18 protein-coding genes and 1 pseudogene are annotated in these 23799 nt (G+C 34.4%); 7 read left to right on the top strand and 12 right to left on the bottom strand.

Features of this window, described 5'->3' with window-relative positions; genetic code table 11:
* Positions 1-978, bottom strand: coding sequence for a Gfo/Idh/MocA family protein (locus ACPWTF_RS19250; protein WP_427872554.1), 978 nt, complete (start codon positions 976-978; stop codon positions 1-3).
* Positions 979-1293: 315 nt separating this feature from the next.
* Between ACPWTF_RS19250 and ACPWTF_RS19245 the strand changes: the two genes are divergently transcribed.
* Positions 1294-2610, top strand: coding sequence for an ammonium transporter (locus ACPWTF_RS19245; RefSeq protein ID WP_427872553.1), 1317 nt, complete (start codon positions 1294-1296; stop codon positions 2608-2610).
* A gap of 164 nt (positions 2611-2774) precedes the next feature.
* On the opposite strand, the gene ACPWTF_RS19240 is transcribed toward ACPWTF_RS19245, so the two are convergent.
* The 3 genes from ACPWTF_RS19240 to ACPWTF_RS19230 all read right to left on the bottom strand — a co-directional run bounded on the left by ACPWTF_RS19240 (position 2775) and on the right by ACPWTF_RS19230 (position 7709).
* Positions 2775-4856, bottom strand: a complete 2082-nt coding sequence (locus ACPWTF_RS19240) for a protein-disulfide reductase DsbD family protein (protein WP_427872552.1) — start codon at positions 4854-4856, stop codon at positions 2775-2777.
* Complete coding sequence (gene tilS, locus ACPWTF_RS19235) at positions 4856-6166, bottom strand: tRNA lysidine(34) synthetase TilS (protein WP_427872551.1); 1311 nt, start codon at positions 6164-6166, stop codon at positions 4856-4858. The genes ACPWTF_RS19240 and tilS overlap by 1 nt, the downstream gene beginning before the upstream one ends.
* 256 nt (positions 6167-6422) lie before the next feature.
* Positions 6423-7709, bottom strand: a complete 1287-nt coding sequence (locus ACPWTF_RS19230; RefSeq protein ID WP_427872550.1) for an anthranilate synthase component I family protein — start codon at positions 7707-7709, stop codon at positions 6423-6425.
* Between the two features lie 299 nt (positions 7710-8008).
* Between ACPWTF_RS19230 and ACPWTF_RS19225 the strand changes: the two genes are divergently transcribed.
* Positions 8009-8383: a DoxX family membrane protein gene (locus ACPWTF_RS19225; RefSeq protein ID WP_095931855.1), complete on the top strand. Its 375-nt coding sequence runs from the start codon at positions 8009-8011 to the stop codon at positions 8381-8383.
* Between the two features lie 56 nt (positions 8384-8439).
* Here ACPWTF_RS19225 and ACPWTF_RS19220 read toward each other — a convergent pair whose 3' ends face one another.
* The gene (locus ACPWTF_RS19220) at positions 8440-8982 is read right to left on the bottom strand and encodes a lipocalin family protein (protein ID WP_427872549.1); all 543 of its coding nucleotides are present in this window, start codon (positions 8980-8982) and stop codon (positions 8440-8442) included.
* A gap of 180 nt (positions 8983-9162) precedes the next feature.
* Between ACPWTF_RS19220 and ACPWTF_RS19215 the strand changes: the two genes are divergently transcribed.
* Positions 9163-9816, top strand: coding sequence for a hypothetical protein (locus tag ACPWTF_RS19215; RefSeq protein WP_427872548.1), 654 nt, complete (start codon positions 9163-9165; stop codon positions 9814-9816).
* Between the two features lie 60 nt (positions 9817-9876).
* Here the strand turns inward: ACPWTF_RS19215 and lpdA are convergent, their stop codons facing one another.
* The 4 genes from lpdA to ACPWTF_RS19195 all read right to left on the bottom strand — a co-directional run bounded on the left by lpdA (position 9877) and on the right by ACPWTF_RS19195 (position 12764).
* Positions 9877-11280, bottom strand: coding sequence for a dihydrolipoyl dehydrogenase (gene lpdA, locus ACPWTF_RS19210; protein WP_125721619.1), 1404 nt, complete (start codon positions 11278-11280; stop codon positions 9877-9879).
* Positions 11281-11647: 367 nt separating this feature from the next.
* Complete coding sequence (locus ACPWTF_RS19205; protein ID WP_427872547.1) at positions 11648-11938, bottom strand: type II toxin-antitoxin system RelE/ParE family toxin; 291 nt, start codon at positions 11936-11938, stop codon at positions 11648-11650.
* Positions 11928-12194: a hypothetical protein gene (locus tag ACPWTF_RS19200; RefSeq protein ID WP_427872546.1), complete on the bottom strand. Its 267-nt coding sequence runs from the start codon at positions 12192-12194 to the stop codon at positions 11928-11930. Before ACPWTF_RS19200 ends, ACPWTF_RS19205 begins: the two co-directional genes overlap by 11 nt.
* A 111-nt stretch (positions 12195-12305) precedes the next feature.
* Positions 12306-12764: an Lrp/AsnC family transcriptional regulator gene (locus tag ACPWTF_RS19195; protein ID WP_343539305.1), complete on the bottom strand. Its 459-nt coding sequence runs from the start codon at positions 12762-12764 to the stop codon at positions 12306-12308.
* A 382-nt stretch (positions 12765-13146) separates the two neighbouring features.
* On the opposite strand from ACPWTF_RS19195, the gene ACPWTF_RS19190 reads away from it, so the two are divergent.
* Positions 13147-14391, top strand: a complete 1245-nt coding sequence (locus tag ACPWTF_RS19190; protein WP_427872545.1) for an aminotransferase class I/II-fold pyridoxal phosphate-dependent enzyme — start codon at positions 13147-13149, stop codon at positions 14389-14391.
* Positions 14392-14629: 238 nt separating this feature from the next.
* Here the strand turns inward: ACPWTF_RS19190 and ACPWTF_RS19185 are convergent, their stop codons facing one another.
* Positions 14630-15724, bottom strand: coding sequence for a DUF695 domain-containing protein (locus ACPWTF_RS19185; RefSeq protein ID WP_427872544.1), 1095 nt, complete (start codon positions 15722-15724; stop codon positions 14630-14632).
* 148 nt (positions 15725-15872) lie between these two features.
* A pseudogene (locus ACPWTF_RS19180) lies at positions 15873-17808 on the bottom strand (amino acid permease).
* Positions 17809-18193: 385 nt separating this feature from the next.
* Between ACPWTF_RS19180 and ACPWTF_RS19175 the strand changes: the two are divergent.
* Both ACPWTF_RS19175 and ACPWTF_RS19170 read left to right on the top strand, forming a co-directional pair.
* Positions 18194-19168 carry a Gfo/Idh/MocA family protein gene (locus ACPWTF_RS19175; RefSeq protein ID WP_427872543.1) on the top strand — a complete coding sequence of 325 codons (975 nt, stop codon included), beginning with the start codon at positions 18194-18196 and terminating at the stop codon, positions 19166-19168.
* A gap of 46 nt (positions 19169-19214) precedes the next feature.
* Entirely contained in the window at positions 19215-19355 is a 141-nt protein-coding gene (locus ACPWTF_RS19170) for a hypothetical protein (protein ID WP_427872542.1), read from the top strand.
* Between the two features lie 242 nt (positions 19356-19597).
* Here ACPWTF_RS19170 and ACPWTF_RS19165 read toward each other — a convergent pair whose 3' ends face one another.
* Entirely contained in the window at positions 19598-22504 is a 2907-nt protein-coding gene (locus ACPWTF_RS19165; protein WP_427872541.1) for an FAD-binding and (Fe-S)-binding domain-containing protein, read from the bottom strand.
* Positions 22505-22980: 476 nt separating this feature from the next.
* Between ACPWTF_RS19165 and ACPWTF_RS19160 the strand changes: the two genes are divergently transcribed.
* A complete protein-coding gene (locus tag ACPWTF_RS19160) occupies positions 22981-23628 on the top strand; it encodes a hypothetical protein (protein WP_427872540.1) in 648 nt (215 codons plus the stop codon).
* Positions 23629-23799: the final 171 nt, after the last annotated feature.

Raw genomic sequence — 23799 nt, 5'->3', positions numbered from 1 at the left:
TTAAGAAAAACTTAATCCTATTTTATTTTTAACCTCCTCCACAATCCTACTCAAATCCAAACAATTTTGATGCGACCAAAGTTTACTTTCAATTTCATTATTGAGAATACAATTTTGACATTCGATTATTTCATGAGAATATCCTTTTCCTAAAGCTGGTAAAGTAAATGTGGCTTCTTTTTCTTCATTTATATATAAAGAATAGCCATCGGCAATAAACCACGGAGCGTTTAATTCTATTCGCCCTTTTGCTCCTGCAATAACGGCTTTCATATCAGATTCAGAAACTATTGAAGCATGCAAAACCGATTGAGCTGTTTCGTATTGTAAAATCATCGAAGTCTGTAGATCGATATCATTTTTATGTTTAATCGCTTTAGCGGCAATCTCTTTTGGATATCCTAATAATATATAGGACAGAAACAAAGGGTAAACACCAATATCAAACAAAGCTCCCCCTCCTAGTTCTTTATCAAAGAGTCTTTTATTTTCTGTTTCACTTCCGTGAAAGGCAAAATCGGCTTTTAGGTAATTTACGTCTCCTATAATTCCATTGCCAATTTTCTCAAGAACATCTTGAACAGAAGGAATAAATCTTGTCCAGAATGCTTCCATAAAAAACCTATTGTATTTTTTTGAAGCATCTATTATTCTTTGCGTGTCCTTAAAAGATAAAGACATTGGCTTTTCGCAAAGCACATGTTTACCACTTTCTAAAGCTCTAATAGACAATTCGGCGTGTGAATTATGAGGAGTTGCAATGTAGACGATTTCAACTTCTGAATCTTCAAAAAGTAAATCATAAGAATTGTACATTCTTAGAGCATTAAATTTCCCTCCAAATTCTTCCGCTTTAGCTAAATCTCTTGAAGCAACTGCCGTAATCTCAGCATTTTCAATCAATACTAAATCTGATGCAAATTGGCTTGCAATGTTTCCTAATCCTACTATTCCCCATTTAATACTTCTATTTCCCATCCTTATATTATAATCATCAAAATTGTTAAAAAGATTAAAAAATATCCATTACAGCATGCAACAGACGTTTTTTAAACAACAAATATCTATTATCCTACAAAAAATAGCAATCAATTACCCCAAAAATTATCAAAAATGATGGTAAGTGAAAAAAAAATGTTGCCAAATTGTAAATTTTAAGTTTGTTTTAAGAAATTCACGCAAAATCACAGGGGTTAAATTTTAAATTCAACAAAAATAAAGCATACAACCCTATTTTTTTAGGGGGTATCAAATCATTTTATACTTTTATAAAAAATTTAAAACTAAATAACTATGCGAAAAATTATTTTAAGTGTGATTCTTATCACGATTTTGGTACTAACCTTTATTTCAAACTTTATTATTGCAGACAACCCAATTCCTGCAGAAGCTGTAAAATTTGATACTGGAGATACTGCCTGGATGATCGTTGCAACTGCTTTTGTATTGTTAATGACACCAGGATTAGGATTTTTCTACGGAGGTATGGTAGGTAAGAAAAACGTAATCAGTACTATGCTTCAAAGTTTTATGGCAATGGTAATTGTTACTATTCTATGGACAGTTGTTGCTTTTGGATTGGCTTTCGGACCAACAATTGGAGGAATTATCGGAAACCCGTCTGAGAATTTGTTCTTTGCTGGAGTTGGAACTAATACAGCATGGAGCCTTGCACCAACGATTCCATTTATATTATTCGCATTATTTCAGGCAAAATTCGCTATCATTACTCCTGCATTAATTACAGGTGCTTTTGCAGAACGTGTACGTTTCTGGGCTTATTTGCTATTCATGGTTTTATTTATATTATTAATATATACTCCACTTGCTCACATGACTTGGCATCCTGATGGAGTTTTCTTCAAAATGGGGGTTCTTGACTTCGCTGGAGGAACTGTAGTACACATGAGTGCTGGATGGGCTGCATTGGCTGGAGCTATGTTCTTAGGAAAAAGAAAAGTGCAAAAAGTTAATCCTGCTAGAATTACTTATGTACTATTAGGAACAGGATTACTTTGGTTCGGATGGTTTGGTTTCAACGCTGGATCTGCTTTAGGAGCTAATGGTCTTGCTGCTCAAGCTTTAGGAACTACTACTGTTGCCGCTGCCGCTGCTGCAATGGCTTGGGTTTTCCTTGATAAAATTTTAGGACACAAATTATCTGCTCTTGGAGCTTGTATCGGAGCTGTTGTAGGTCTAGTTGCTATTACACCTGCTGCTGGATTTGTTAGCATCCCTCACGCAATCTTCATCGGATTATTCTCTGCAATTGTAAGTAACATCGTAGTAAGCAAATTCCCTAAAGGAAAAATCGACGATGCTCTAGATGTATTTGCTTGTCACGGTGTTGGTGGTATGGTAGGAATGCTTTTAACTGGTGTTTTCGCATCAAAAGCAATCAACCCTGCGGTTGGAGATAATCAAGGTTTAATCTTCGGAACTCCAACTTTATTCATCAATCAATTGACTGCTTTAGTTATTGTTTCAATCTTTGCTTTTGTAGCTTCTTATGCTTTATTCTTCATTGTAAATAAAATTACTCCTCTAAGAGTTACTGAAGAAAAAGAAGAACTAGGATTAGACATCTCTCAACACGGAGAATTCTTATAAGAATAAATTCCCTTCTCACATTACTTGATAAATAAAAAAGCACTCTAAATTTGACTTAGAGTGCTTTTTGAATTAAATACCTTTTATAATTGTAGATTGTAGATTTTAGAATATAGATTATAGATTTTTCTCATCTCTTTACTCTATCTCTATCCTCCCAAGATTTACTTAAAATTCGAAATTCCTTCTTTTAACCAATGTAAATATTCATCTGCATTTACATAACTTATTGTTGGTTTAGAAGTATTCATGTTTTTTCCTTCCAAATCGGTAATAACATATAAAGGCTGTGTATTGGTTTTATATTTTGAAATCATAAAATCGGTCCACTTATCGCCAACAGTAATAATTTTATCTCCTGCAGCAGTTGTAAATTGCTCTTCTTTTGGCAATTCACGTTTATCGTCAACGTAAAGAGAAATTAAAACCACATCATTTTTAAGGATTGGTAAAATAGCTGGTTCTGACCAAACATTATTTTCCATTTTTCTGCAATTCACACAAGCATAACCTGTAAAATCAAGCATAATTGGCTTATTGATTTCTTTTGCATAAGCCAAACCATCTTCATAATCATGGAAAACCATAATTCCGTGTGGGCCTAATTCAGCTCCCTCTGGAAGCCCTTTAATAGATTCTGAAGAAACTGATCCGTTTCCTGAACCTCCAACTCCAAACGGACTTTCGCTATATTGCGGCGGCGGTGGGAATGCACTGATTAATTTTAAAGGAGCTCCCCAAAGTCCAGGAATTAAATACATGGTAAATACAAATGTCAGTAATCCTAAATACAATCTTCCAACAGAAATATGATTCGTAGGACTATCGTGAGGCAAGGTAATTTTTCCGAATAAATATAATGTCATTGCCCCAAAAATAGCAATCCAGATTGCAATAAACACTTCTCTTTCTAAGAAATGCAATTGTAAAACTAAATCAGCATTTGATAAAAATTTGAATGCCAAAGCCAGCTCTAAAAATCCTAAAACTACTTTTACAGTATTTAACCATCCTCCAGATTTTGGTAAAGAATTTAACCATCCTGGGAACATGGCAAATAACATAAACGGAAGCGCTAATGCTAAAGAGAATCCAAGCATTCCGACAATTGGCGCAATTCCTCCATTTGAAGCTGCTTCAACCAATAAAGTTCCAACAATTGGCCCTGTACAAGAAAATGATACAATCGCCAAAGCCAAAGCCATGAATAATATTCCGATTAAACCGCCTTTATCTGCTTGCTGATCTGCTTTATTTGCCCATGAATTTGGAAGCATGATTTCGAAAGCACCCAAAAATGAAGTAGCAAAAACAACTAAGATTACAAAGAAAATCAAATTGAACCAAACATCTGTAGACAAAGCATTTAAGGCATCAGCACCAAATATTTTAGTGACAATAAGACCTAAAATTACGTAAATAGCAATGATTGAAAATCCGTAGATAATTGCATTTCTAATTCCTTTTGCACGGCTTTTACTTTGTTTTGTAAAGAAACTTACCGTCATCGGGATCATCGGGAAAACGCAAGGAGTTAACAATGCTGCAAATCCTGATAAAAAGGCAATAAAAAAGATCGACCACAAACTTCTTGAAGGCGCAGGCGCAGGAATTTCTTCTTGTGCAGTTTCGTCTGTTTTCTGCACTGTTGGCTGCGCAACTTCTTCTTTTTTAACGGTATCAACTGCTAGTCCCACTACTTTTGTTTCATCAGCTTTAGCTTCTGTTACAACTGGAACTTCATTCATTTTGAAAGTTGAAGGAACAGCAATCGAGAATTTCTTACTCGAATTGATGCAAACTTCTTTACAAACCTGAAAATCAAAATCTACATCAACCGTTTTTAAATTCGGGTTTATGATTTTTATTTCTTGTTCAATGTGTGCTTTTCCCTCAAAAAAAGTTTCATCTACGCCAAAAACATCGTTAAAAGCTGTTCTAGTTTTACCTTCTTTAGCTTTTCCAACTAATTCGTAGTTTCCTTTTTGATTTTTAAAAGTTATTTCTAAAGCCAAAGGCTCGCCGTCTGGAGTAAACTGCGAATACATATGCCAGTCTTTTTCGATTGTTCCATCAAAAATCAAAACGGCATTGTTTCCTTTTTTCTCAATTTTAGAAGTCCATTTTACCGGCTCCAATATTTGCGCATTACCTTTTGCAAAAGCAAAGAAAAATACGAAAAGTAAAATGGTTTTAGTCCAAACATTTTTTGACAAATTTGTCTGAAGATTTCGAGTAAAGTTCATTATTGTAATTCTATTTTTAGTATTTGATTTGTGGTTTTCTCTATTTTAAAACGCTCGTCCTGTCTTATTCCAACAACCCAGACTATTTCATTTTCAGAACATAAAATCCAAGTTTTTTCTTTTTCGATCAATGATAATTTTTCGTCTTTAAAAAGCTTGCTCACTTTTTTAGATTTTCCTCTCATTCCGAAAGGCTGAAAAACATCTCCTTCTTTCCATTTACGCAAAACTAATGGAAAACGGATTTTATTGGAATCGACAAATATAACCTTATTTGAACCGAATGTTGTGTGATCTACGTTACAAAGACTCATTTTTAAGGGAAAATTAACTTCTGTATCGTTTTCACTAATTTGATATTCTTCGTTTTCTGGCATTTCAGAAAACGGACTTAAAATAAGCGTTTCTCTATTTTTTAGCAATCTAAATTCCTCGGAAAGAACTTGTTTTCCTGATTGCCCTTCAACCAAATCATAAATATCATTCCAGGCAGAAAAACCAAATTCATTTAGCCATTGGTAGAGATACGCTTTATAATTTGGAAGTTTTTTTAACTGATTTAAATCAAAATGAATATCGTCTCCTGCTTCTTTTGCCACTTGCTGATATACCATAATCGATGCATCTTCAACCATTTCTTTTGATTCTTGAAGAAAGGACTGGGTTTTCTGAAAAGCATCTAGAAAATTAGGATTGATTTCTTTTAAAACCGGAACTAAATTATGACGAATCTTATTTCTGAGATATTTTGTCGAAGCATTACTGCTGTCTTCTCGCCATTCTATTTTATTCTCCTCTGCGTAATTCAAAATTTCTTCTCTAGAAAAAGGCAAAAGCGGACGAATAATTTTATCATTTTGTTCTGGAATTCCAGTTAAACCTTCTAAACCTGTTCCGCGAGTTAGGTTAATAATAAAAGTTTCTAGATTATCATCGGCATGATGTGCTGTCAGGATATAATCGAAGTTTTCTTCTTCCAAAAGTTCATAAAACCAGCTGTAACGAAGTTCTCTTGCTGCAACTTGGGTTGATAATTTATAATCTTTAGCGAAAGCTTCAGTATCGAAATGAGTCGTAAAAATTGGAATATTGTGCTGATCGCAATAGTTCTGAATAAATTCCTGATCTCCAAAACTTTCCAATCCTCGAAGTTGAAAATTGCAATGCAAAACTGCAATTTCATAAGGTAGCCTGTGTAATAAATGCAGCAAAACCATACTGTCCAATCCGCCGCTTACAGCCAGAAAAAGCTTTTTTTCGGCTAAAAAAGGAAATCTTGAAACGATATGATTTTGAAATTTTGAAAACATCTGATAAAAGTAAAGAATTAAATTTGATCTATTTTTAAACGAAATGTTAAGCGGGTATTTTTTTGCCACGAATTACACGAATTTGCTCGAATTATTTTTTTTGCCACAGATTAAAAAGATTTACACAGATTTTTTTAAATCATTTTAATCCTTTAATCTGTGGCTATCTTTTTTTTATCGAATTGAAGAAAAAATTCGTGCAAATTCGTGAATTGCTTCGCCTGTTCGCTGTCGCTCGAGTCGTGGCAGAAAAAAATTATTGCAAAACTTCGTGCATTGCTTTTGCCTTTAGCAAACATTCTTCATATTCTTTTTCTGGAATTGAAAGCGATGTTATGGCACTTCCAACCGAGAAAGAAACATATTTATTCTCTTGATTGTACAAAATACTTCTAATTACGACATTAAAATCAAAATTGCCTTCAGGCGTAAAATAACCAACCGCCCCACTATACAATCCTCTTTTGGTTTCTTCAAGATTTTCGACAATTTCCATCACCGAAATTTTTGGAGCGCCCGTCATACTCCCCATCGGGAAAGTCGTCTTCAAAACATCTACTGCCGCATATTGAGAATCTAATTTGGAAGTGATCGTAGAAATCATCTGATGCACTTGCAAAAACGAATAAATTCCGCAAAGCTCTTCGACTTCAACGGAACCCTTTTGCGAGGTATGAGACAAATCATTTCGCACTAAATCGGTTATCATGATATTTTCAGCTCGCTCTTTGGCGTCTGAAACTAAAACACTCTTTGATTTTTCGTCTTCAATTGGATCTGCAAAACGCTTAGAAGTTCCTTTTATGGGTTGAGAAATGATCTTATCTCCTTCTTTTTTCAAGTAGCGTTCTGGTGAAGCAGAAAGCAAATAGTGTTTGTAATTTTTAAAGAAAACTGAAAAAGGAGCTTGTGAAATCTCATTCAACTTCTGAAATTTTTCTAACGGATTTATAACGGCATTTTCAGCATAAAATTCCATACAGAAATTGGCTTCGTACATATCACCAACATGAATATGTTCCAGCATTTTATTTACTTTCTGAACATATAATTCTTTAGAAATACGTTGCTTCACTTCGACTCCGCTCAGTGTGACAAATGTTTCGGTCTGAACTTTTATTATTTCCTCAAAATCCTCTTCTACCTCATCATCGCAAAGCATTAAATATTGAATTTCAAGTTCATTTCCTTTCAGAATATAAACTTTTTTAGGCTGAAAGAAAAACAAGTCGGGAAAGTTCAAACCATCAAAATTATTGGATTGAAGATTTTCAATACCATTCTTTAAATCATAAGAAAGGTATCCAAAAAGCCAGTCTTTTGTATTTTGCTGATATTGTTTTAGATCTTCAAAAGCATTGTAATAATCTGTTTTTAAAGAAGTAAAAGCATCTACTGCCAATATGCAGTCAAAATTAGAATACTGCTGCGGATAAGAATTGCTGTCTAAAAAAACGACTTCGCGAAATTGCTGCGCCCAACTTAAGATCTGTTCTTTAAACAGTTTCGGATTGGCAATATTTTTACGGATGGAAACTCTCAAAAATGGTAATTTTAAAGGTCAAAATTACGACAAAATTCTTTCATGAGCGGAAAGCAAAAAAAATAATCAAATGATTTGAATTACATTGCAAAACTGTTAAAAATACATTCTTTTTATAAGAAAAAATTCGTTATATTTGATATACAATTAGAATAATCCTAAAACAGCATTAATTTAATTGTAAAATCCTTAAAAAAGAACCTCAAAAAAAATAATTTGTGATTCTCATTTGAGCTTTTAGATTGCATCTTTTCCAATAACTTAATTATATTTTTTAACCTTAAAAAATCCTAAGTATTATGAAAATTGCCACTATTATTGTCCGCGTTTTAATTGGCCTTTTGCTGCTTTTTGCCTCTATCAGTTATTTTTTCCATCTAATGCCAGAGCCTGAAACTACAGGAAACTTTAAAGCATTTAATGTAGGTTTAATGGCTTCGACGTATTTAATGCCACTGGCAAAATCTATCGAATTACTTTGTGGAATTGCATTTGTAACTGGGCGTTACGTAACTTTAGCAAACATCTTGATCTTACCAATTACGGTAAATATTTTGTTTATCAATTATTTTTTAACTCCCGACGGTCTGCCAATTGCAGTACTTCTATTTATAGGAAATTTATTTTTGATTTACAGATACTGGGATAATTATAAAAGTGTTTTTACTGCGTAAATCGTTTTTCAACCCAAAACAAAAGCCCGTCAAGTTTATACCTGACGGGCTTTTGTTTAATTCGCTTTATCCTGTTTTACCCAAACCAAATCGGTTACGTTATATCCAATTTCCTGAGCTTTGATAAGATAATCTGCTTTTACACTTTCCGGAATTGTTTTTTCTCTAGAAAGTATCCACATGTATTTTAAACTTTCTCCAGCCACAAGCGCGTATTTATAATCTGGATCGATTGCTACGACGTTATAACCAGAATAAAAATGACCAAAAAATGAGACTTTCAGCATACCAATATTGTCTTTTTTGACAAATCTAGCTTTCCCGACACTTTGTTCCCATTTGTCTTTTTTGACATTATAGCCCTTATTATCGACTTTTATAGTTTTATCTTCGTTTAAAGAATATTCGGCAGTTACATTGTTCAAATCTCTTTCCCATTTGTAATCTAATCTGGCAATTTCGTACCATTTTCCGAGATATTTATTGCTGTCAAAGTTTGTTACAGCCTGTGCATTTTTTGGAATTCCGCCTCCACAAGAGTACAATGCGATTCCAATTCCTGCTCCAATTAGAATCGGAGCGATATATTTACTTTTCATAATACTATCTTTTTAATAATCATAAAGATAACACCTGAAATACACATCTAATTTACAAAATTTTTCTTCAAGTTTATATTTTTAAGCCGCAAAAAAATAAGGGATTTTGAAAATTTCAATAAAGTTTTTACAACTTGAGTTACAAACCATTAAATTTGACACACAATCAATAACTCAAAAATGAGAATCCATCTATTACTATTCTTTATTTTATTTTCCCTTACTAGCCAATCTCAAACTATACAAACAGTAGATTCTTTAAATAACGAAATATGCCAGTCATTGGCTGAAAACAAAATTTTAAATAATGAAATAAGACTGCATAGCATTAATAAATCTCATGTCATGCCTTTTTTGGCAAAATTTAAAGATACTATCGCACAGCGAAAAGCTTTTGAAAAAATGATTTATCGCCTTCAAAAAAACTGTAATGAATTTAATGCGCTTTTCCCTAAAGATTCTATACAAAATGACTGGGGAATGCAAAACGAAAAGCCTTTAGGCAATGTATCTAAGGAACAATGCAATAATTTTGACGAAAGCAAAAAATTTCACTACTGGGAAGAAAGAGGAAAAAAAGTAGAGGTAACTATAAATGGAAATCTTTGGATAGAAAAATTCGGAGATAATACTTTCTCGAAGTTGTTGTATAGAAAAAGAAGCAATTGCGAATTTGAACTTGAGTTTATTGAAAGTAATAATTTGTCACGAAAAAACCTAAGTGTGAAAGGCGATAAATATCGATACAAAATTTATGATGAAGAAGAAAACATTTACAGCGTTTACTCCAAAAACAAAGAAACCTATTATACTTTCAAATTAATAAAAGAATAAAAAAAACCGTCAGAATCCATTTGGAACTGACGGTTTTTCTTTTATGATTAACGTAAAAAATTATACGTGTAACGCTCTATTTTCTGTAGCCGCCAAAGCTGCTTCTTTTACCGCTTCCGCGAAAGTTGGGTGCGCATGGCTCATTCTAGAAATATCTTCAGCAGAAGCTTTGAATTCCATTGCAGTAACCGCTTCAGCAATTAAGTCTGCTGTACGCGCTCCAATCATGTGAACTCCTAAAACCTCATCTGTTTTTTCGTCAGCAAGGATTTTTACGAATCCATCTAAGTCAGCACTTGCTCTTGCACGTCCTAACGCTTTGAATGGGAAACTTCCAGATTTGTATTTCACTCCAGCTGCTTTCAATTGCTCTTCCGTTTGTCCAACTGCCGCAACTTCTGGCCAAGTGTACACTACACCAGGAATTAGGTTATAATCGATATGTGGTTTTTGACCTGCTAAAATTTCAGCAACCATTACTCCTTCTTCTTCCGCTTTGTGCGCTAACATTGCTCCACGAACAACGTCACCAATTGCGTAGATATTTGGAACACTAGTTTGTAAATGATCGTTTACTTCAACTTGTCCTCTGTCTGAAATTTTCACTCCAGCTTTATCAGCATTTAATCCGTCTGTGTAAGGACGACGACCAACAGAAACTAATGAATAATCTCCTTCAAGAGTAATTGTTTCTCCTTTTGCATTTTCAGCTTGAACTACAACAGCATCGCCGTTTCTTTCAACTGATTTTACTTTGTGAGAAACGTAGAATTTCATTCCTTGTTTTTTCAACACTTTAGTCAATTCTTTAGAAAGAGCTCCGTCCATTCCAGGAATAATTCTGTCCATAAATTCAACTACAGAAACCTGGGCTCCTAAACGAAGGTAAACTTGTCCAAGCTCGATTCCGATAACTCCACCACCGATGATAACTAAGTGTTTTGGAACTTCTTTTAAAGCCAAAGCTTCAGTAGAAGTGATGATTCTTTCTTTATCAATTTTGATGAATGGTAAAGAAGATGGTTTTGATCCTGTAGCGATTACAGTATATTTTGCTTCGATAGTTTCAGATGTTCCGTCAGCTTTTGCAACTGCAATGTGAGTTGCGTCTACAAAAGAACCTAAACCATTGAAAACAGTAATTTTATTTTTATCCATTAAGTAGTTGATACCACCTACAGTTTGATCTACAACGGCTTGTTTGCGTGCGATCATTTTCTCTAAATTGATTTTTACATCACCAGAAACTTCGATTCCGTGATCTGCGAAATGAGCAATTTCAGCATAATGATGAGAAGAAGATAATAATGCTTTTGAAGGAATACAACCTACGTTAAGGCAAGTTCCGCCTAATGAATTATATTTTTCTACAATTGCAGTTTTGAAACCTAATTGTGCGCAACGAATTGCTGATACATATCCTCCAGGACCTGAACCTATAATGACTACGTCAAATGAACTCATAGTATTTTGTTTTTATTTTAGCGGTTACAAAATTAAGCAATAAAGTTCTGTTTGAGGTTTAATTTTCAATGTTTTTTGTGTGAAATTTTGGAGGAAGGTTTTCTGCCGCAAAGGCTCGAAGACACAAAAGTTTTTGTTTTTTTTAATCTCGCAAAGACGCAGAGTCGCAAAGTTTATACCCATACTTGTCATCCTGAGGAACGAAGGATCGCACTAGAAGCTCGGCATGCAAAATCGCAAATCTTTGTAGAGTTTCGCGTGTGATCCTTCGTTCCTCAGGATAACAAACAGGACGTTAGACGCACTGCTGTGCGTCTCTACAGAAAACCTTTGAAACTTTGTCTCTCTGTAACTTTGTCCCTCTTTACTAAGGTTTTCTTTCTGGATTTCGTGAAGTATGAAATATTGAATAAATAATTATTTCGACTCCAATAATTTCATATATAATAACAAATGGAAACTTAACCAAAGTCATTTCTCTATAACCTGGTTGCTTTTTTATTTCAAATAATTCTCGATTTGTTTTTAAAACTTTGAGATAAGATTTTAAATAAGTTAGAAATTGCTTTCCTAAACCTCTGCTTCTGCTTTCGTAAAATTCAATAGACTCTTCAATTTCTTTTTCTGCTAATGGTAAAATTGTAATTTTAAAAACCATATTTTGCATTCAAACGTTTCTCTGTTTCTTCCCACGAGCTCGCCTCTATTTCACCTGAAAGATATTTTTCTCTTTCTTCGGCAACTAAATTGTAATGCGAACCGGGAATAACTGACTCTTTCTCCTCATCACTTATGGCATCAAAAACGCTCTCTAAAATTTCTAATTTTGAATCGTCGTCTATGAACTTTCCAAAATCTTTGATAAGCTTACGTCTTAATTCTTTCGTTTCCATTTCGTTTGTATTTAAACTCAAATTTAAGTTTTTTTAGCTTTGAATTTTGTTAATGTTTTACGTTTGTGTATTTAACGTAATGTTAGACGCACTGCAGTGCGTCTCTACGAAAAATCTTAGAATCTTAGTATCTCAAAAAGAAATTACCGTTGAGTTCTTCACTTCGCTAATCATAAACATACTTTGGGTGCTTCCAATATGCTGTAAACTTGTGAGTTTTGTAACCAAAAATTCCCTGTAGGCTTCCATATCCTTCACTAGAACTTTCAAAATATAATCGTAATCGCCGCTTACGTGATGGCATTCTAAAACTTCATTGAGTTTGATGACTTCGCTTTCGAATTTGGTTAGGAATTCTTTGGTATGCTGAATGAGTTTTAGGTGACAGAAAACTACAAATCCCTTTTCGATTTTGGATTTATCTACTAAAGCGGCATAGTTTTTTATTATGCCTTCGCGTTCTAACTTTTTGATTCGTTCGTAAACTGCCGTTACAGAAAGATTGAGCTTTAAAGACAATTCTTTGTTTGTTTTTTTACTGTCGGTTTGAAGTAAAACCAAGAGTTTTTTATCGATTTCGTCAAGAATCATGTTTATAGTTTGTTGTTAATGGTTTGTTGTCTATTGTGAAAGAAAGAAAATCTATCAAATCACACTTTTTATTTCAAATTTAGATTAAAAATCACAATAAATACATTTTTATAGTTTTAAAATCTAATTATTCTATTACTTATTGATTAATATTCTGAATAGATCTTATTTTGAATAGAATTTCTTTTGAAAACGAGAGTCCTAGCCCTGATAGAAGCGGCATCCTTTTGTGCCGGGGTTCGGCACAAAAGATATAGCGGATAGCAGGAAATAGCTTCTAAAAATCAACATAAGGCTCAAACAACTTGAAACTTGAAACTTGACCCAAGGCTGAAAGCCGAACGGGCGAAGCAAACAAATAAAAACTTGAAATTAACTAAAAATGAAAAACTTCAACCCAGCAGATAAAATTCAGGATTTGCAATATTTTGGGGAATTTGGCGGTGTGAATCCGTCGATTTCTGATTCTTCTACTTATACTTTTCTTTCGGCTAAAACTATGTTTGATACTTTCGAAGGAAATATGGAAGGCTGTTACTTGTATTCGCGCCATTCATCCCCCAGTAATTTGTATTTGGATCAGGCTTTGGCGGCGATGGAAGGAACAGAAACAGCAAATGTTTCGGCTTCGGGAATGGGAGCTATTACGCCTACTCTATTGCAATTATGCGGTGCGGGAGAACATATTGTTTCTAGCCGAACTATTTATGGCGGCACTTATGCTTTCTTAAAAAACTTTACACCAAGATTCGGGATTGAAACAAGCTTTGTAGACATTACAAAATTGGATATTGTAGAAGCTGCGATTACGCCGAAAACGAAAGTTTTGTATTGCGAAACGGTTAGTAATCCACTTCTGGAAGTTGCTGATATTGCTGGATTGGCTAAAATTGCCAAAAAGCACAATTTGAAATTGGTTGTAGATAATACATTTTCGCCATTATCGGTTTCTCCTGCAAAATTGGGCGCCGATATTGTAATTCATAGTTTGACGAAATACATTAACGGAAGCAGTGATACCGTTGGCGGTGTGACTTGTGCGTCTAAGGAATTTATTAATTCGCTGAAGAATGTAAATTCTGGTGCAAGTATGCTTTTAGGGCCAACAATGGATAGTTTGCGTTCTGCAAGTGTGATGAAAAATTTAAGAACGCTTCATATTAGAATTAAACAGCATAGTCATAATGCACATTATTTGGCGGATCAGTTTGAAAAAGACGGTTTAAAAACGGTTTATCCGGGATTGAAAAGTCACCCGAGTCATGAATTGTACAAAACGATGATTAATCCCGAATATGGTTTTGGCGGAATGCTAACAATTGATGTTGGAACTTTGGAAAAAGCCAATGAATTAATGGAATTGATGCAGGAACGAAACCTTGGGTATTTGGCAGTAAGCTTAGGTTTTTATAAAACGTTATTCAGCGCACCGGGAACTTCGACTTCTAGTGAAATTCCGTTAGAAGAGCAGAAAGAAATGGGATTAACAGATGGTTTGATTCGCTTTTCTATTGGATTGGATAATGATATTGATCGCACCTACGAAATGATGAAACAATGTATGGTTGATGTTGGAGTTTTACATTCCGCAGAGATTCACAAAGAAGTTTTCACAGAGATTCGCTAAGCTTTTTCTCTCGCAGATTTGGCTGATTATGCCGATTTATTAATAGGGTTATAAAAAGGAGCTGTTAATCTGCAAAATCTGCGCGAGAAAATCATTCCCATAAAGACAAACATTACTCTATAAATAAATTTGCACATTTTTTATTAGATTGTTTGAATCCGCTGGAGATTTTCTCTAAGCGGATTTTTTTTATCGAAAAAAATCCGTTTTGAATAGTCTCAAAACGGCTTTTTGCACTTTATCTTGGCTCGTAATGTCTAAACGTTTGCCAGTATTTGTCTTTGTAGATTTCATAACTTATTTCGAATGAACCAGCGTGTTTTTTAATTAATTCATCTGCTACTTTTGTTGGCTTTCTAAAATCTTTGCAGGCAAAAAAGATTTCCCTCCTGTTTGCCAGTGTTTCCCTTCCTACATTTAAATAACCTTCCATGTCTTTAAGGTCTACTACAACTTCATCTTCTATTTCGTTTAATAACTCATAAGTTTCTTTATCTGGCATTCCGTTATTATTGCTTCCATCAAAAAGAATGGTAATAATAAATACCCACGGATGAGATGCTTTTTTATCCCATTGCAAAAGATCTGTATTCATTAATCCTATAATACCACTTCCATCTTTCGCAGTTGCTTCAAAACCTGAATAGTTATCATTTTCCGTATTATGTCTTGTGCCTTCGTATTTTTCTACAAATTCTTTTTCTCTCCAGATCAAATAATCTTTTAATTTTTCGATCGGAATTAATTCTTCTGAAATACTATTTGGACCGTCTATTTTCATGTTATCAATCAAAGTAACAGAATGCAGTTCTCCTAAATAATTGTCTAAGAAAATATAAACACCGTTGGTTATAACTTGTTTTTTTTCTTCTACAAAATCATCGTAAATAACGGTTAAGTCAATTTCATCTGGATATCCGTCATGAATGTTTGGATAAAATTTTAGATTGTCCTTATTAAATTGGAATCCTTCATAATCAATACCAATATCCTGAATGTCTGATGCTGGTTTTAATGCCGTAATTTTCCAACCTTTAATTTGAGGAGCTGCGTTTACCAATTCTTCAATTGCATATATATTCCTAACTGCTCCGTCTGGCGTTAAGATTAATTCTACTGTATTATCATCTAACATTCCTGTTAGAAAATAAATTCCGTTGTGAATTTCATCCAGTTTTGGAGCCAATTTTTCAAAAAAACCTTGGTGTATGTTTTGTCTGTTTTTAACTATTGCAAAGAACTCTTTTTCATTTTTTAAAAACCAATTCCAGAAATCAGTATTAGATTGTATTGCAGCTTCTTTTTTGCCCAATATTTTATCAAGAAAACCCATGTATTACTAATTAAATTTAAAATTTTACTGAAAACAAACTTAAGGAAAAGCACTCTTAAAACATAAGAATATTTCTATAAAATACTAAGAATGCAAAAAGCCGTTCTGAAGTACTCAGAACGGCTTTTTGTAGTATATAATTTTACTTTTATCCTATATTTTCAGTATTCAGCTTACTGTTTTTTCTACTGTATGTAAAATAAATCAGTAATCCGATTATTAGCCAGATTGTAAAATAAATCCAGTTCCAAACGCTTAATTCGGCCATCATATACAGACAGCAGATTAATCCTAAAAGTGGAATTAAAGACAGATTTTTTCTGAAAGCCCAAACAGCTAATCCAACCAAAACGAATAGGAATATCCACATTGGGATTTTGTGTTTGAATAAACTGAAACCAGACTCATATTTAGCTGAATCTGCAATTGGCAATCCTTTTACAACTTCAGCATATTTAGCTTCGTCGTCTTGATATTGACCTAATAAATGCTCTAAATCTGATGTCTCAGCGGTTTTATTGTTGACTTCAATACTTTCTAAATATTTGAAAACCTGCTCTGATTCTGATTTGTCTAAAGAAGTTACGATTGAAGTTGCATCATAAATCTGCGGATCGTTATTGATAAAAGCCATTGTTGCTTTGCTGTTGAAAGCAAAAGCATAATACAATCCAACGATCATTAAAACTGGCAGAATAAATTTTGAGTTGATATAAGGCGTTTTGAATTTCCCTCTTGGAATTTCAGGTTTGTTTTGCAAAACCAAAACTCCAGCACAAACTAATACAAAGGCAAATAAAGTCCCGATACTGCATAAATCGGTTACCATTGTCAGATTCAAAAACAAAGCCGGAATTGCAACCACAAATCCTGTTACAATAGTTGCAAAAGAAGGTGTTTTGAATTTTGGGTGAACGGTTGAGAATTTCTTTGGCAATAACCCGTCGCGACTCATACTCATCCAAATACGAGGCTGTCCCATTTGGAAGACCAATAAAACGCTCGCCATTGCCACTACTGCACTTACGGCAATAATTCCTGACATCCATTTTAAGTCTAATTTATCGAAAACAAATGCTAAAGGATCTCCAACATTTAATTCGTGATATTTTACCATTCCAGTTAAAACCAAGGCAATTGCAATATAAAGAATGGTACAAATAATAATTGCCCACATCATTCCGCGTGGTAAATCACGTTGTGGATTTTTACATTCTTCTGCCGTTGTAGAAATAGCATCAAAACCAATATAAGCAAAGAAAACTGCAGATACTCCTTTTAAAACTCCTCCAACTCCATTTGGCGCAAAAGGATCCCAGTTTGCTGTATCTACATAAAATACACCGACAGCGATAACCAACAGAACTACACAAAGTTTTACAACCACCATTAAATTACTCGCATTACGAGATTCTTTCATTCCTCTGTAAACCAAAGCAGTAATCAAAATAATAATGAATAAAGCTGGAATATCGGTAACAAAATGAAATGATCCTAAAGTAGGTGCCGTTGTCCAAGCTGTATGTGCTTGCTGTAAAGCTGTGCTTAAATTTTCGAATGATTTTCCGCCGCGCATTAAAGCTTCAGCATCATTATATCCGTTTGAAGCGGTTAAGTAATCCATCTGAATCCATTGCGGTAAATGAATGCCACCACTCTGGAGAAGGCCTGTAAAATAATCACTCCACGATATGGCCACGGTTATGTTTCCGACGGCATATTCCATGATTAAAGCCCATCCGATAATCCAGGCGATTAGCTCTCCAAAAGCCACATACGAATACGTATAAGCACTTCCAGAAACAGGAACCATTGAGGCAAATTCGGCATAAGCAAAAGCTGCAAAACTACAGGCAAGAGCAGTAAAAAGGAACAAAAATATTACGGCTGGCCTATCCATCTGCACTTGCTTTTCCGATGGTGCTGAAAATCCCCGCACCTACAATTGCAGCAATTCCGAAAGCAGTTAAATCTTTGGTTGTAAGGTGCTTTCCTAATGCTCCATGTCCATCTGCTTCATTTTTTGCAACCTGTTTCAGAATATCCTGCACTGTTTTTTTTCGGAATAAACTTGAAAATGCCATATATGTTTTTGCTATTATTAATTGATTTAATTCAGTTGTTCTGGTTTTATTTTGCAAATAATGCAAAAAATATCCTGATTTCAAATATATAAAACCATTTTGTTTTTCTGGCGTTTTTTTTCGCCACGAATTCACGAATTATTTTTTCAAATCTTTGTCTTATAAATTTTCTCACGCAGATTTCACAGATAATGCAGATTTTTGTTGTGATGAAAATATTTATGTAGATTTTAAAATCAAATCTGCGAGAGAAATAAAATCTTTGTGAACTTTGCGTAATTCTTTGCTCTCTTTGCAGTTAAATCTATTTTAAAACACAAATGTAACATTTATCAAAATGAGCTTACTAATACAAGTAGCATTTAATTTTTAAAGAATCATTTTTATGAAAAAAATCACAAGACGTTCTTTTGTAAATAAATTTGGACTTGGTGTTGGCGCTTCGGTTGTGATGACTACACTTCCTTCTTTTATTACCGAAACAGAAAAGGTTCACAAACCTTACACCGGAAAAAAATTAAATATTGCTTTGTGCGGTTTAGGAAACTATGCGTCATTATTAGCTGAAGGTCTTCAGGTTTCTGAATATTGCCAGCTTGCAGGAATCGTCACAGGAACGCCTTCTAAAGCTGAAGCATGGAAAAAGAAATATAATATTCCTGAAAAAAATATCTATAATTACGAAAACTTCGATTCAATCATAAAAAACAAAGACATTGATTTAGTGTACGTTGTAACTCCAAACGCACTTCATAAAGAATTTACTGTTCGCGCTGCAAAAGCTGGAAAACATGTTATTGTCGAAAAACCAATGGCTATTACTGCTGAAGATTGTGAAGAAATGATCAAAGCCTGCAACGATAATAATGTGCAATTGGCAATGGGATATCGACTGCATTACGAACCAAATCATCTAGAAATAAAACGATTGGGACAAGAAAAAGTCTTAGGACAAGTTCGTTATATTGAAACTGGTCTCGGTTATAGTACTTATGATGTTCGTGACATAAATAAACCTGTTGATCTAAACGCCCGCAACGAATGGAGACTGACTAAAAAATCGGCAGGCGGCGGTTGTTTGATTAATTTAGGAATTTACTGTATTCAGGTTTCGCGTTATGTTTTAGGCGAAGAACCAATTGCTGTTACCGCACAATTTGGACATGTCAATAACAAAAATATGTTTTCTCAAGTTGAAGAAAATATCACTTGGCAAATGGAATTTCCGAGTGGCGCTGTTGCCAATTGCAGCAGTTCGTGTGGTTTTGGAATTGATCGTTTTTACGCTGCCGCAGATGAAGGTTTCTTTGAAATGAGTCCTGCTGTCAGTTATGGTTCGATTTGTAGGCAAAAGATCTGATGGAAAACCATTTAATTTTCCAGTTATAAACCAACAGCAAACCCAAATGGATGAGATTTGTAAAGTGATTTTAGCAAACAAAAAACTCCCCAATCATATTACTGGAGAAGAAGGAATTAAAGACGTTCGAATAATTAATGCCATTTATAAGGCTGCTGAAACTGGGAAGAAAGTGAGTTTGAAATAGTTTTTTTTTTGCCACAGATTAAAGGATTAAAAAGATTTTTATTTCACGCAGATTTTACAGATTTAAGCAGATAATCGCAGATTATTAGTTATCTCTGGTTTAAAATTAAATCTGCCTAAATCTGTAAAATCTGCGTGAAAAATTATCTAGATAAAGATTGGAAAAATCTTTTTAATCCTTTAATCTGTGGCAAAAAAATCTTAGCGCTCTTTGCGTAATTCTTTGCGACCTTTACGGTTAATTTACTTCAAACAGCTACGCAAAATACTAACCGGATGCTGTGCTTCGCGTTTCGTTCCATCATAAATTTGATGGCGACAGCTTGTTCCTGCAGCGGCGATTTTTACATTTTCGGCAGTGTTACGCACTTTAGGAAATAAAGTATCCTCACCCATTTGCATACTCACTTGATAATGTTCTTTTTCATAACCAAAAGAACCCGCCATTCCGCAGCAGCCTGAATTGTAAATTGTAACCGTATTATTTTTTGGCAGATTCAGCATAGCAAAAGTTGCCTCAACAGAACTCAACGATTTTTGGTGGCAATGTCCATGAATCTTAATTTCTTTACTTTCTTCTGAAAAAGAGTCGGCTGTGATTTTACCATCTATGATTTCTTTTTTAAAGAACTCTTCAATTGTAAAAGCATTTCTAGATAACTTTTCCGCAGCTTCTTTATCATCGGCTAAACGAAGATATTCATCTCTAAAAGTCAAAATAGCCGAAGGTTCAATTCCGATTAAAGGTGCGTTTCCTAAAACTAAATCTTTGAAAACACTTACATTATGATTCGCAATTTTCTTCGCTTCTTCCAAAAATCCTTTAGAAAGATACGTTCTTCCACTTTCTTCATGATCAACAACCAAAACCTGATAACCTAATTTCGTCAATAATTCAAAAGCATCGATTCCGATATTGACATCATAATAATTCGTGAATTCATCTACAAACAAATACAATCTTCCATTCGGAAAATCGGTTTGTGACGGTTTATTATTAGCATACCATTTTCTAAAAGTCTTTTTAGCCAATAACGGAACTTGTCTTTCTGGCGCAATTCCCATAGTTTTTTTAACCAAAGACTGATTCGAAATAAAATTCGTAATCGACGGGAATTTACTTCCCATTTTGTTCAGTTTGGCATTGTTGGCAAAAATCTTATTTCGAGTAGAAAATCCGTTTGCTTTTTGATATTGGTATAAAAATTCCGCTTTCAAAGTCGCTACGTCCACGTTACTTGGACATTCGCTTGCGCAGGCTTTACAGCTTACACACAACTCAAAAACTTCGTATAGTTCTTTCTGGTCAAATTTGTTTTCTTTTTCAGAATACGTCAAATATTCTCGCAAAGCGTTGGCTCTTGCGCGAGTAGTTTCTTTTTCATTTCGCGTTGCACGATAACTCGGACACATCGCTCCTCCGCCAGAAGGCAATTTTCTACAATCTCCAGAACCGTTGCATTTTTCGGCAGCACGCAAAATTCCTAAACTATCTGAGAAATCCTGAAACGTTTTAATATCGGGTTCAATTCTTCCCGAAATTACACGATGATTTTCATCCATTTTCAAAGCATTTACAATCTTCCCAATATTCAAAACCGAATTCGGGTCAAATGCCAATTTGATTCTTTTCAAAAGTTCGTAATTCTTATCGCCAATCATGAACGGAATAAACTCTCCGCGCACAATTCCGTCTCCGTGTTCACCACTTAGCGAGCCTCTGTATTTTTTCACCAAATGCGCTACTTCAGTCGCAATGGTTCTGAATAATTTTAAATCAGAGGTTTTCTTTAAATTCAAAACTGGACGAAGATGCAATTCTCCCGCACCCGCATGCGCGTAATAAATCGCTTCCTGCCCGTGACGCAACATCATTGCCGAAAACTCAGCAATATAAGCTGGCAAATCGCTCAATTCTACCGCTGTATCTTCAATCGAATCTGCCGCTTTATCGTCGCCTACAATACTTCCTAAAAGTCCAAGACCTGCTTTTCTCAATTCATTGGCTTTGTCAATATCGTTTCCGTAGATTTTTACTCGCGCGTAACCAAAATTGTTTTGCTCTAAATCAGCAATCAAAGCATCGGCTTGTTTTTCGGCATCTTGTAAAGTGTGCGATGCGACTTCAAACAACATAATTGCTTTTGGTTCTCCAACCAAAAAGAAACGGTTTTTAATGTGTTCCCGATTCGTTTTGGTACAATCCAAAATCGTATCGTCAATCATTTCGCAAGTGTACAAATGATGTTTCATTGCCACCACAACCGACTCTAGAGACTCTTGAATGGTATGATAATGTCCGACAACCATAATGCTGTGAGGCGGTGGCAGATCATCCACTTTCAGCGTCACTTCGGTTGTAAAAGCTAGCGTTCCTTCGCTTCCGCAAAGTAATTTCCCAAGATTTATGGTGGGTTCTGTTCCGCCAAATAATTCCGATTTCAGCAGAATATCAACGGCATAACCTGTATTTCTTCTGTGAATTTCAGGTTTCGGAAACTCTTTTACAATTTCTTCTTGAGCTTCTTTTATAGTAAGCTCGTCGTAAATCGTTTTGTAAATTTTATTTTCTAAAGTATCGCCTTTTGTTTTTTCGATAAATTCAGCCGAAGTCAGGTCTTTAAAAACCACTTCAGAACCGTCGCTTAAAAGTGCTTTTACCTCAGCAATTTTATCACGCGTAACACCATATCGAATCGAAGTTGTTCCTGAAGAGTTATTTCCCACCATTCCGCCAATCATCGCGCGGTTTGACGTTGATGTAATTGGAGCAAAAAATACGCCGTGAGGTTTTAAGAATAAATTCAGCTCATCGCGAATTACACCTGGCTGAACCGTAACGGTTTTCTTTTCGGCATCATAACCTAATATTTTTGTAAAATGCTTTGACACATCCACCACCAATCCGTCTCCTACTGCTTGTCCTGCTAGCGAAGTTCCAGCGGTTCTTGGCGTAATCGAGAGATTATGTTCTACTGCAAATTGAATCAGTTTGGCAATATCTTCAGTCGTTTTAGGAATTGCCACCGCATTCGGCTTAATTCGGTACACCGAAGCATCTGTAGAATAAAGCGTTTTATGAAGCTCATCGAATAAAAGTGTGCCTTCGAGACTAGTGGCTAATTGCTCTAAATGAGATTGGGTCAACATGTAAATGTGCTTTTATAAAAATATTTCCTGAAAAAACTCAGACCACAAAGATAAAAATATCACAGGGCAAAATGATTCTATTTTGGGAATTTATATAACAACTCCATCTCATTTTATAAAATTCTGAGAGAATCCTACAATGAGTTTGTGTTGAAATAGATATTCAAAGATTTAGAATGTCTAAGATTTTTTTTCTTATTTATTTTATTCGTAATATTATCTTCAAATTCAAAAACATATAGATGAAAGATCATTTTTTTGACATTCAAACAGACAAATTATTCAAAAGAATTTCTTTTTTTATTTTGTTTGGAATACTACTAAACTTGCTCTTATTTTTCGGAACATCTTATCTCGAAAACAAAATAACAAATAGGTCTTTTATTAATTCTTATGTAATTTATTGCACTTTTTTAGGCATTTTTCATTCTTGTATTTTTAGAAATTTTATTCGCAATTTTCTAATCATGACTTTTATGTTCTTTTTCATAGGTCTAGCATTTTGTCTCTTTTATTTCGTAATGCTAATATTCAGTTTCGGAATCGAGGTCTTTGCTTTTCTTGCAGTTTTACTTATCTATCTATCCATTCAACTAATCACTTTAAGACTATGCTTTAATCTAAAACCCACTCCTAGTCTAAGTTTTATAACCATTTTAATTTTCATCGCAAGTTTTAGCATAACCTACATAAAAAAAGACTATGACCTTTATTATTATGGATTTTCGTTTATCTGTTCTGTCTGGTGTCTAAATATTATCTTATCGGCATTACTTTTCTCTGATTTTGTATTTGACAAAAAACAAGAAAATGCATCAAAAGATCGTTCTAATACAGGAGAAATAAATGTAGAAAATTTCAAGGATTACTTAAAAACCATATTTGGATCACAAATAACCTTTTACGAAGCCTTCAACGAATTTCAGTTTTATGAAATTGATTGCTTTCCTGAAAATTTCGAACATAAATTAGCAATCGAATTTTCAAATGAAAACATCAAATTTGCAACCGTTACAAAAGAACCCAGTGTTGATTTTTCTTTGTATGATTATGTAAGCGAAACCAACAAAGAAGCCGAAGACTTTATACAACATATTTTAAAATTTGGCTGGCCAATCAAATAAGATATTTTTCAGAAGCTATTCCTGCTGTCCGCTATATCTTTTGTGGTGAACCCCACCACAAAAGGATGCCGCTCCCATCAGGGCTAGGGCACTTGGTTTCATTAGAAGTAATTGGTAAACATTTGTACCACAAATTCCTCAATCTTGTCATTTCGAGGAACGAGAAATCTT

Source organism: Flavobacterium sp. MMS24-S5, from assembly GCF_050320125.1.
Classification (GTDB): Bacteria; Bacteroidota; Bacteroidia; order Flavobacteriales; family Flavobacteriaceae; genus Flavobacterium; species Flavobacterium tyrosinilyticum.
This window is presented reverse-complemented; position numbering and strand designations above follow the sequence as displayed.

Coding starts and splice junctions, on each gene's coding strand:
- ACPWTF_RS19250 (WP_427872554.1), bottom strand. CDS start 978: ATGGGAAATAGAAGTATTAAATGGGGAATAGTAGGATTAGGAAACATT.
- ACPWTF_RS19245 (WP_427872553.1), top strand. CDS start 1,294: ATGCGAAAAATTATTTTAAGTGTGATTCTTATCACGATTTTGGTACTA.
- ACPWTF_RS19240 (WP_427872552.1), bottom strand. CDS start 4,856: ATGAACTTTACTCGAAATCTTCAGACAAATTTGTCAAAAAATGTTTGG.
- tilS (WP_427872551.1), bottom strand. CDS start 6,166: ATGTTTTCAAAATTTCAAAATCATATCGTTTCAAGATTTCCTTTTTTA.
- ACPWTF_RS19225 (WP_095931855.1), top strand. CDS start 8,009: ATGAAAATTGCCACTATTATTGTCCGCGTTTTAATTGGCCTTTTGCTG.
- ACPWTF_RS19220 (WP_427872549.1), bottom strand. CDS start 8,982: ATGAAAAGTAAATATATCGCTCCGATTCTAATTGGAGCAGGAATTGGA.
- ACPWTF_RS19215 (WP_427872548.1), top strand. CDS start 9,163: ATGAGAATCCATCTATTACTATTCTTTATTTTATTTTCCCTTACTAGC.
- lpdA (WP_125721619.1), bottom strand. CDS start 11,280: ATGAGTTCATTTGACGTAGTCATTATAGGTTCAGGTCCTGGAGGATAT.
- ACPWTF_RS19205 (WP_427872547.1), bottom strand. CDS start 11,938: ATGGTTTTTAAAATTACAATTTTACCATTAGCAGAAAAAGAAATTGAA.
- ACPWTF_RS19195 (WP_343539305.1), bottom strand. CDS start 12,764: ATGATTCTTGACGAAATCGATAAAAAACTCTTGGTTTTACTTCAAACC.
- ACPWTF_RS19190 (WP_427872545.1), top strand. CDS start 13,147: ATGAAAAACTTCAACCCAGCAGATAAAATTCAGGATTTGCAATATTTT.
- ACPWTF_RS19185 (WP_427872544.1), bottom strand. CDS start 15,724: ATGGGTTTTCTTGATAAAATATTGGGCAAAAAAGAAGCTGCAATACAA.
- ACPWTF_RS19175 (WP_427872543.1), top strand. CDS start 18,194: ATGAAAAAAATCACAAGACGTTCTTTTGTAAATAAATTTGGACTTGGT.
- ACPWTF_RS19170 (WP_427872542.1), top strand. CDS start 19,215: ATGGATGAGATTTGTAAAGTGATTTTAGCAAACAAAAAACTCCCCAAT.
- ACPWTF_RS19165 (WP_427872541.1), bottom strand. CDS start 22,504: ATGTTGACCCAATCTCATTTAGAGCAATTAGCCACTAGTCTCGAAGGC.
- ACPWTF_RS19160 (WP_427872540.1), top strand. CDS start 22,981: ATGTTCTTTTTCATAGGTCTAGCATTTTGTCTCTTTTATTTCGTAATG.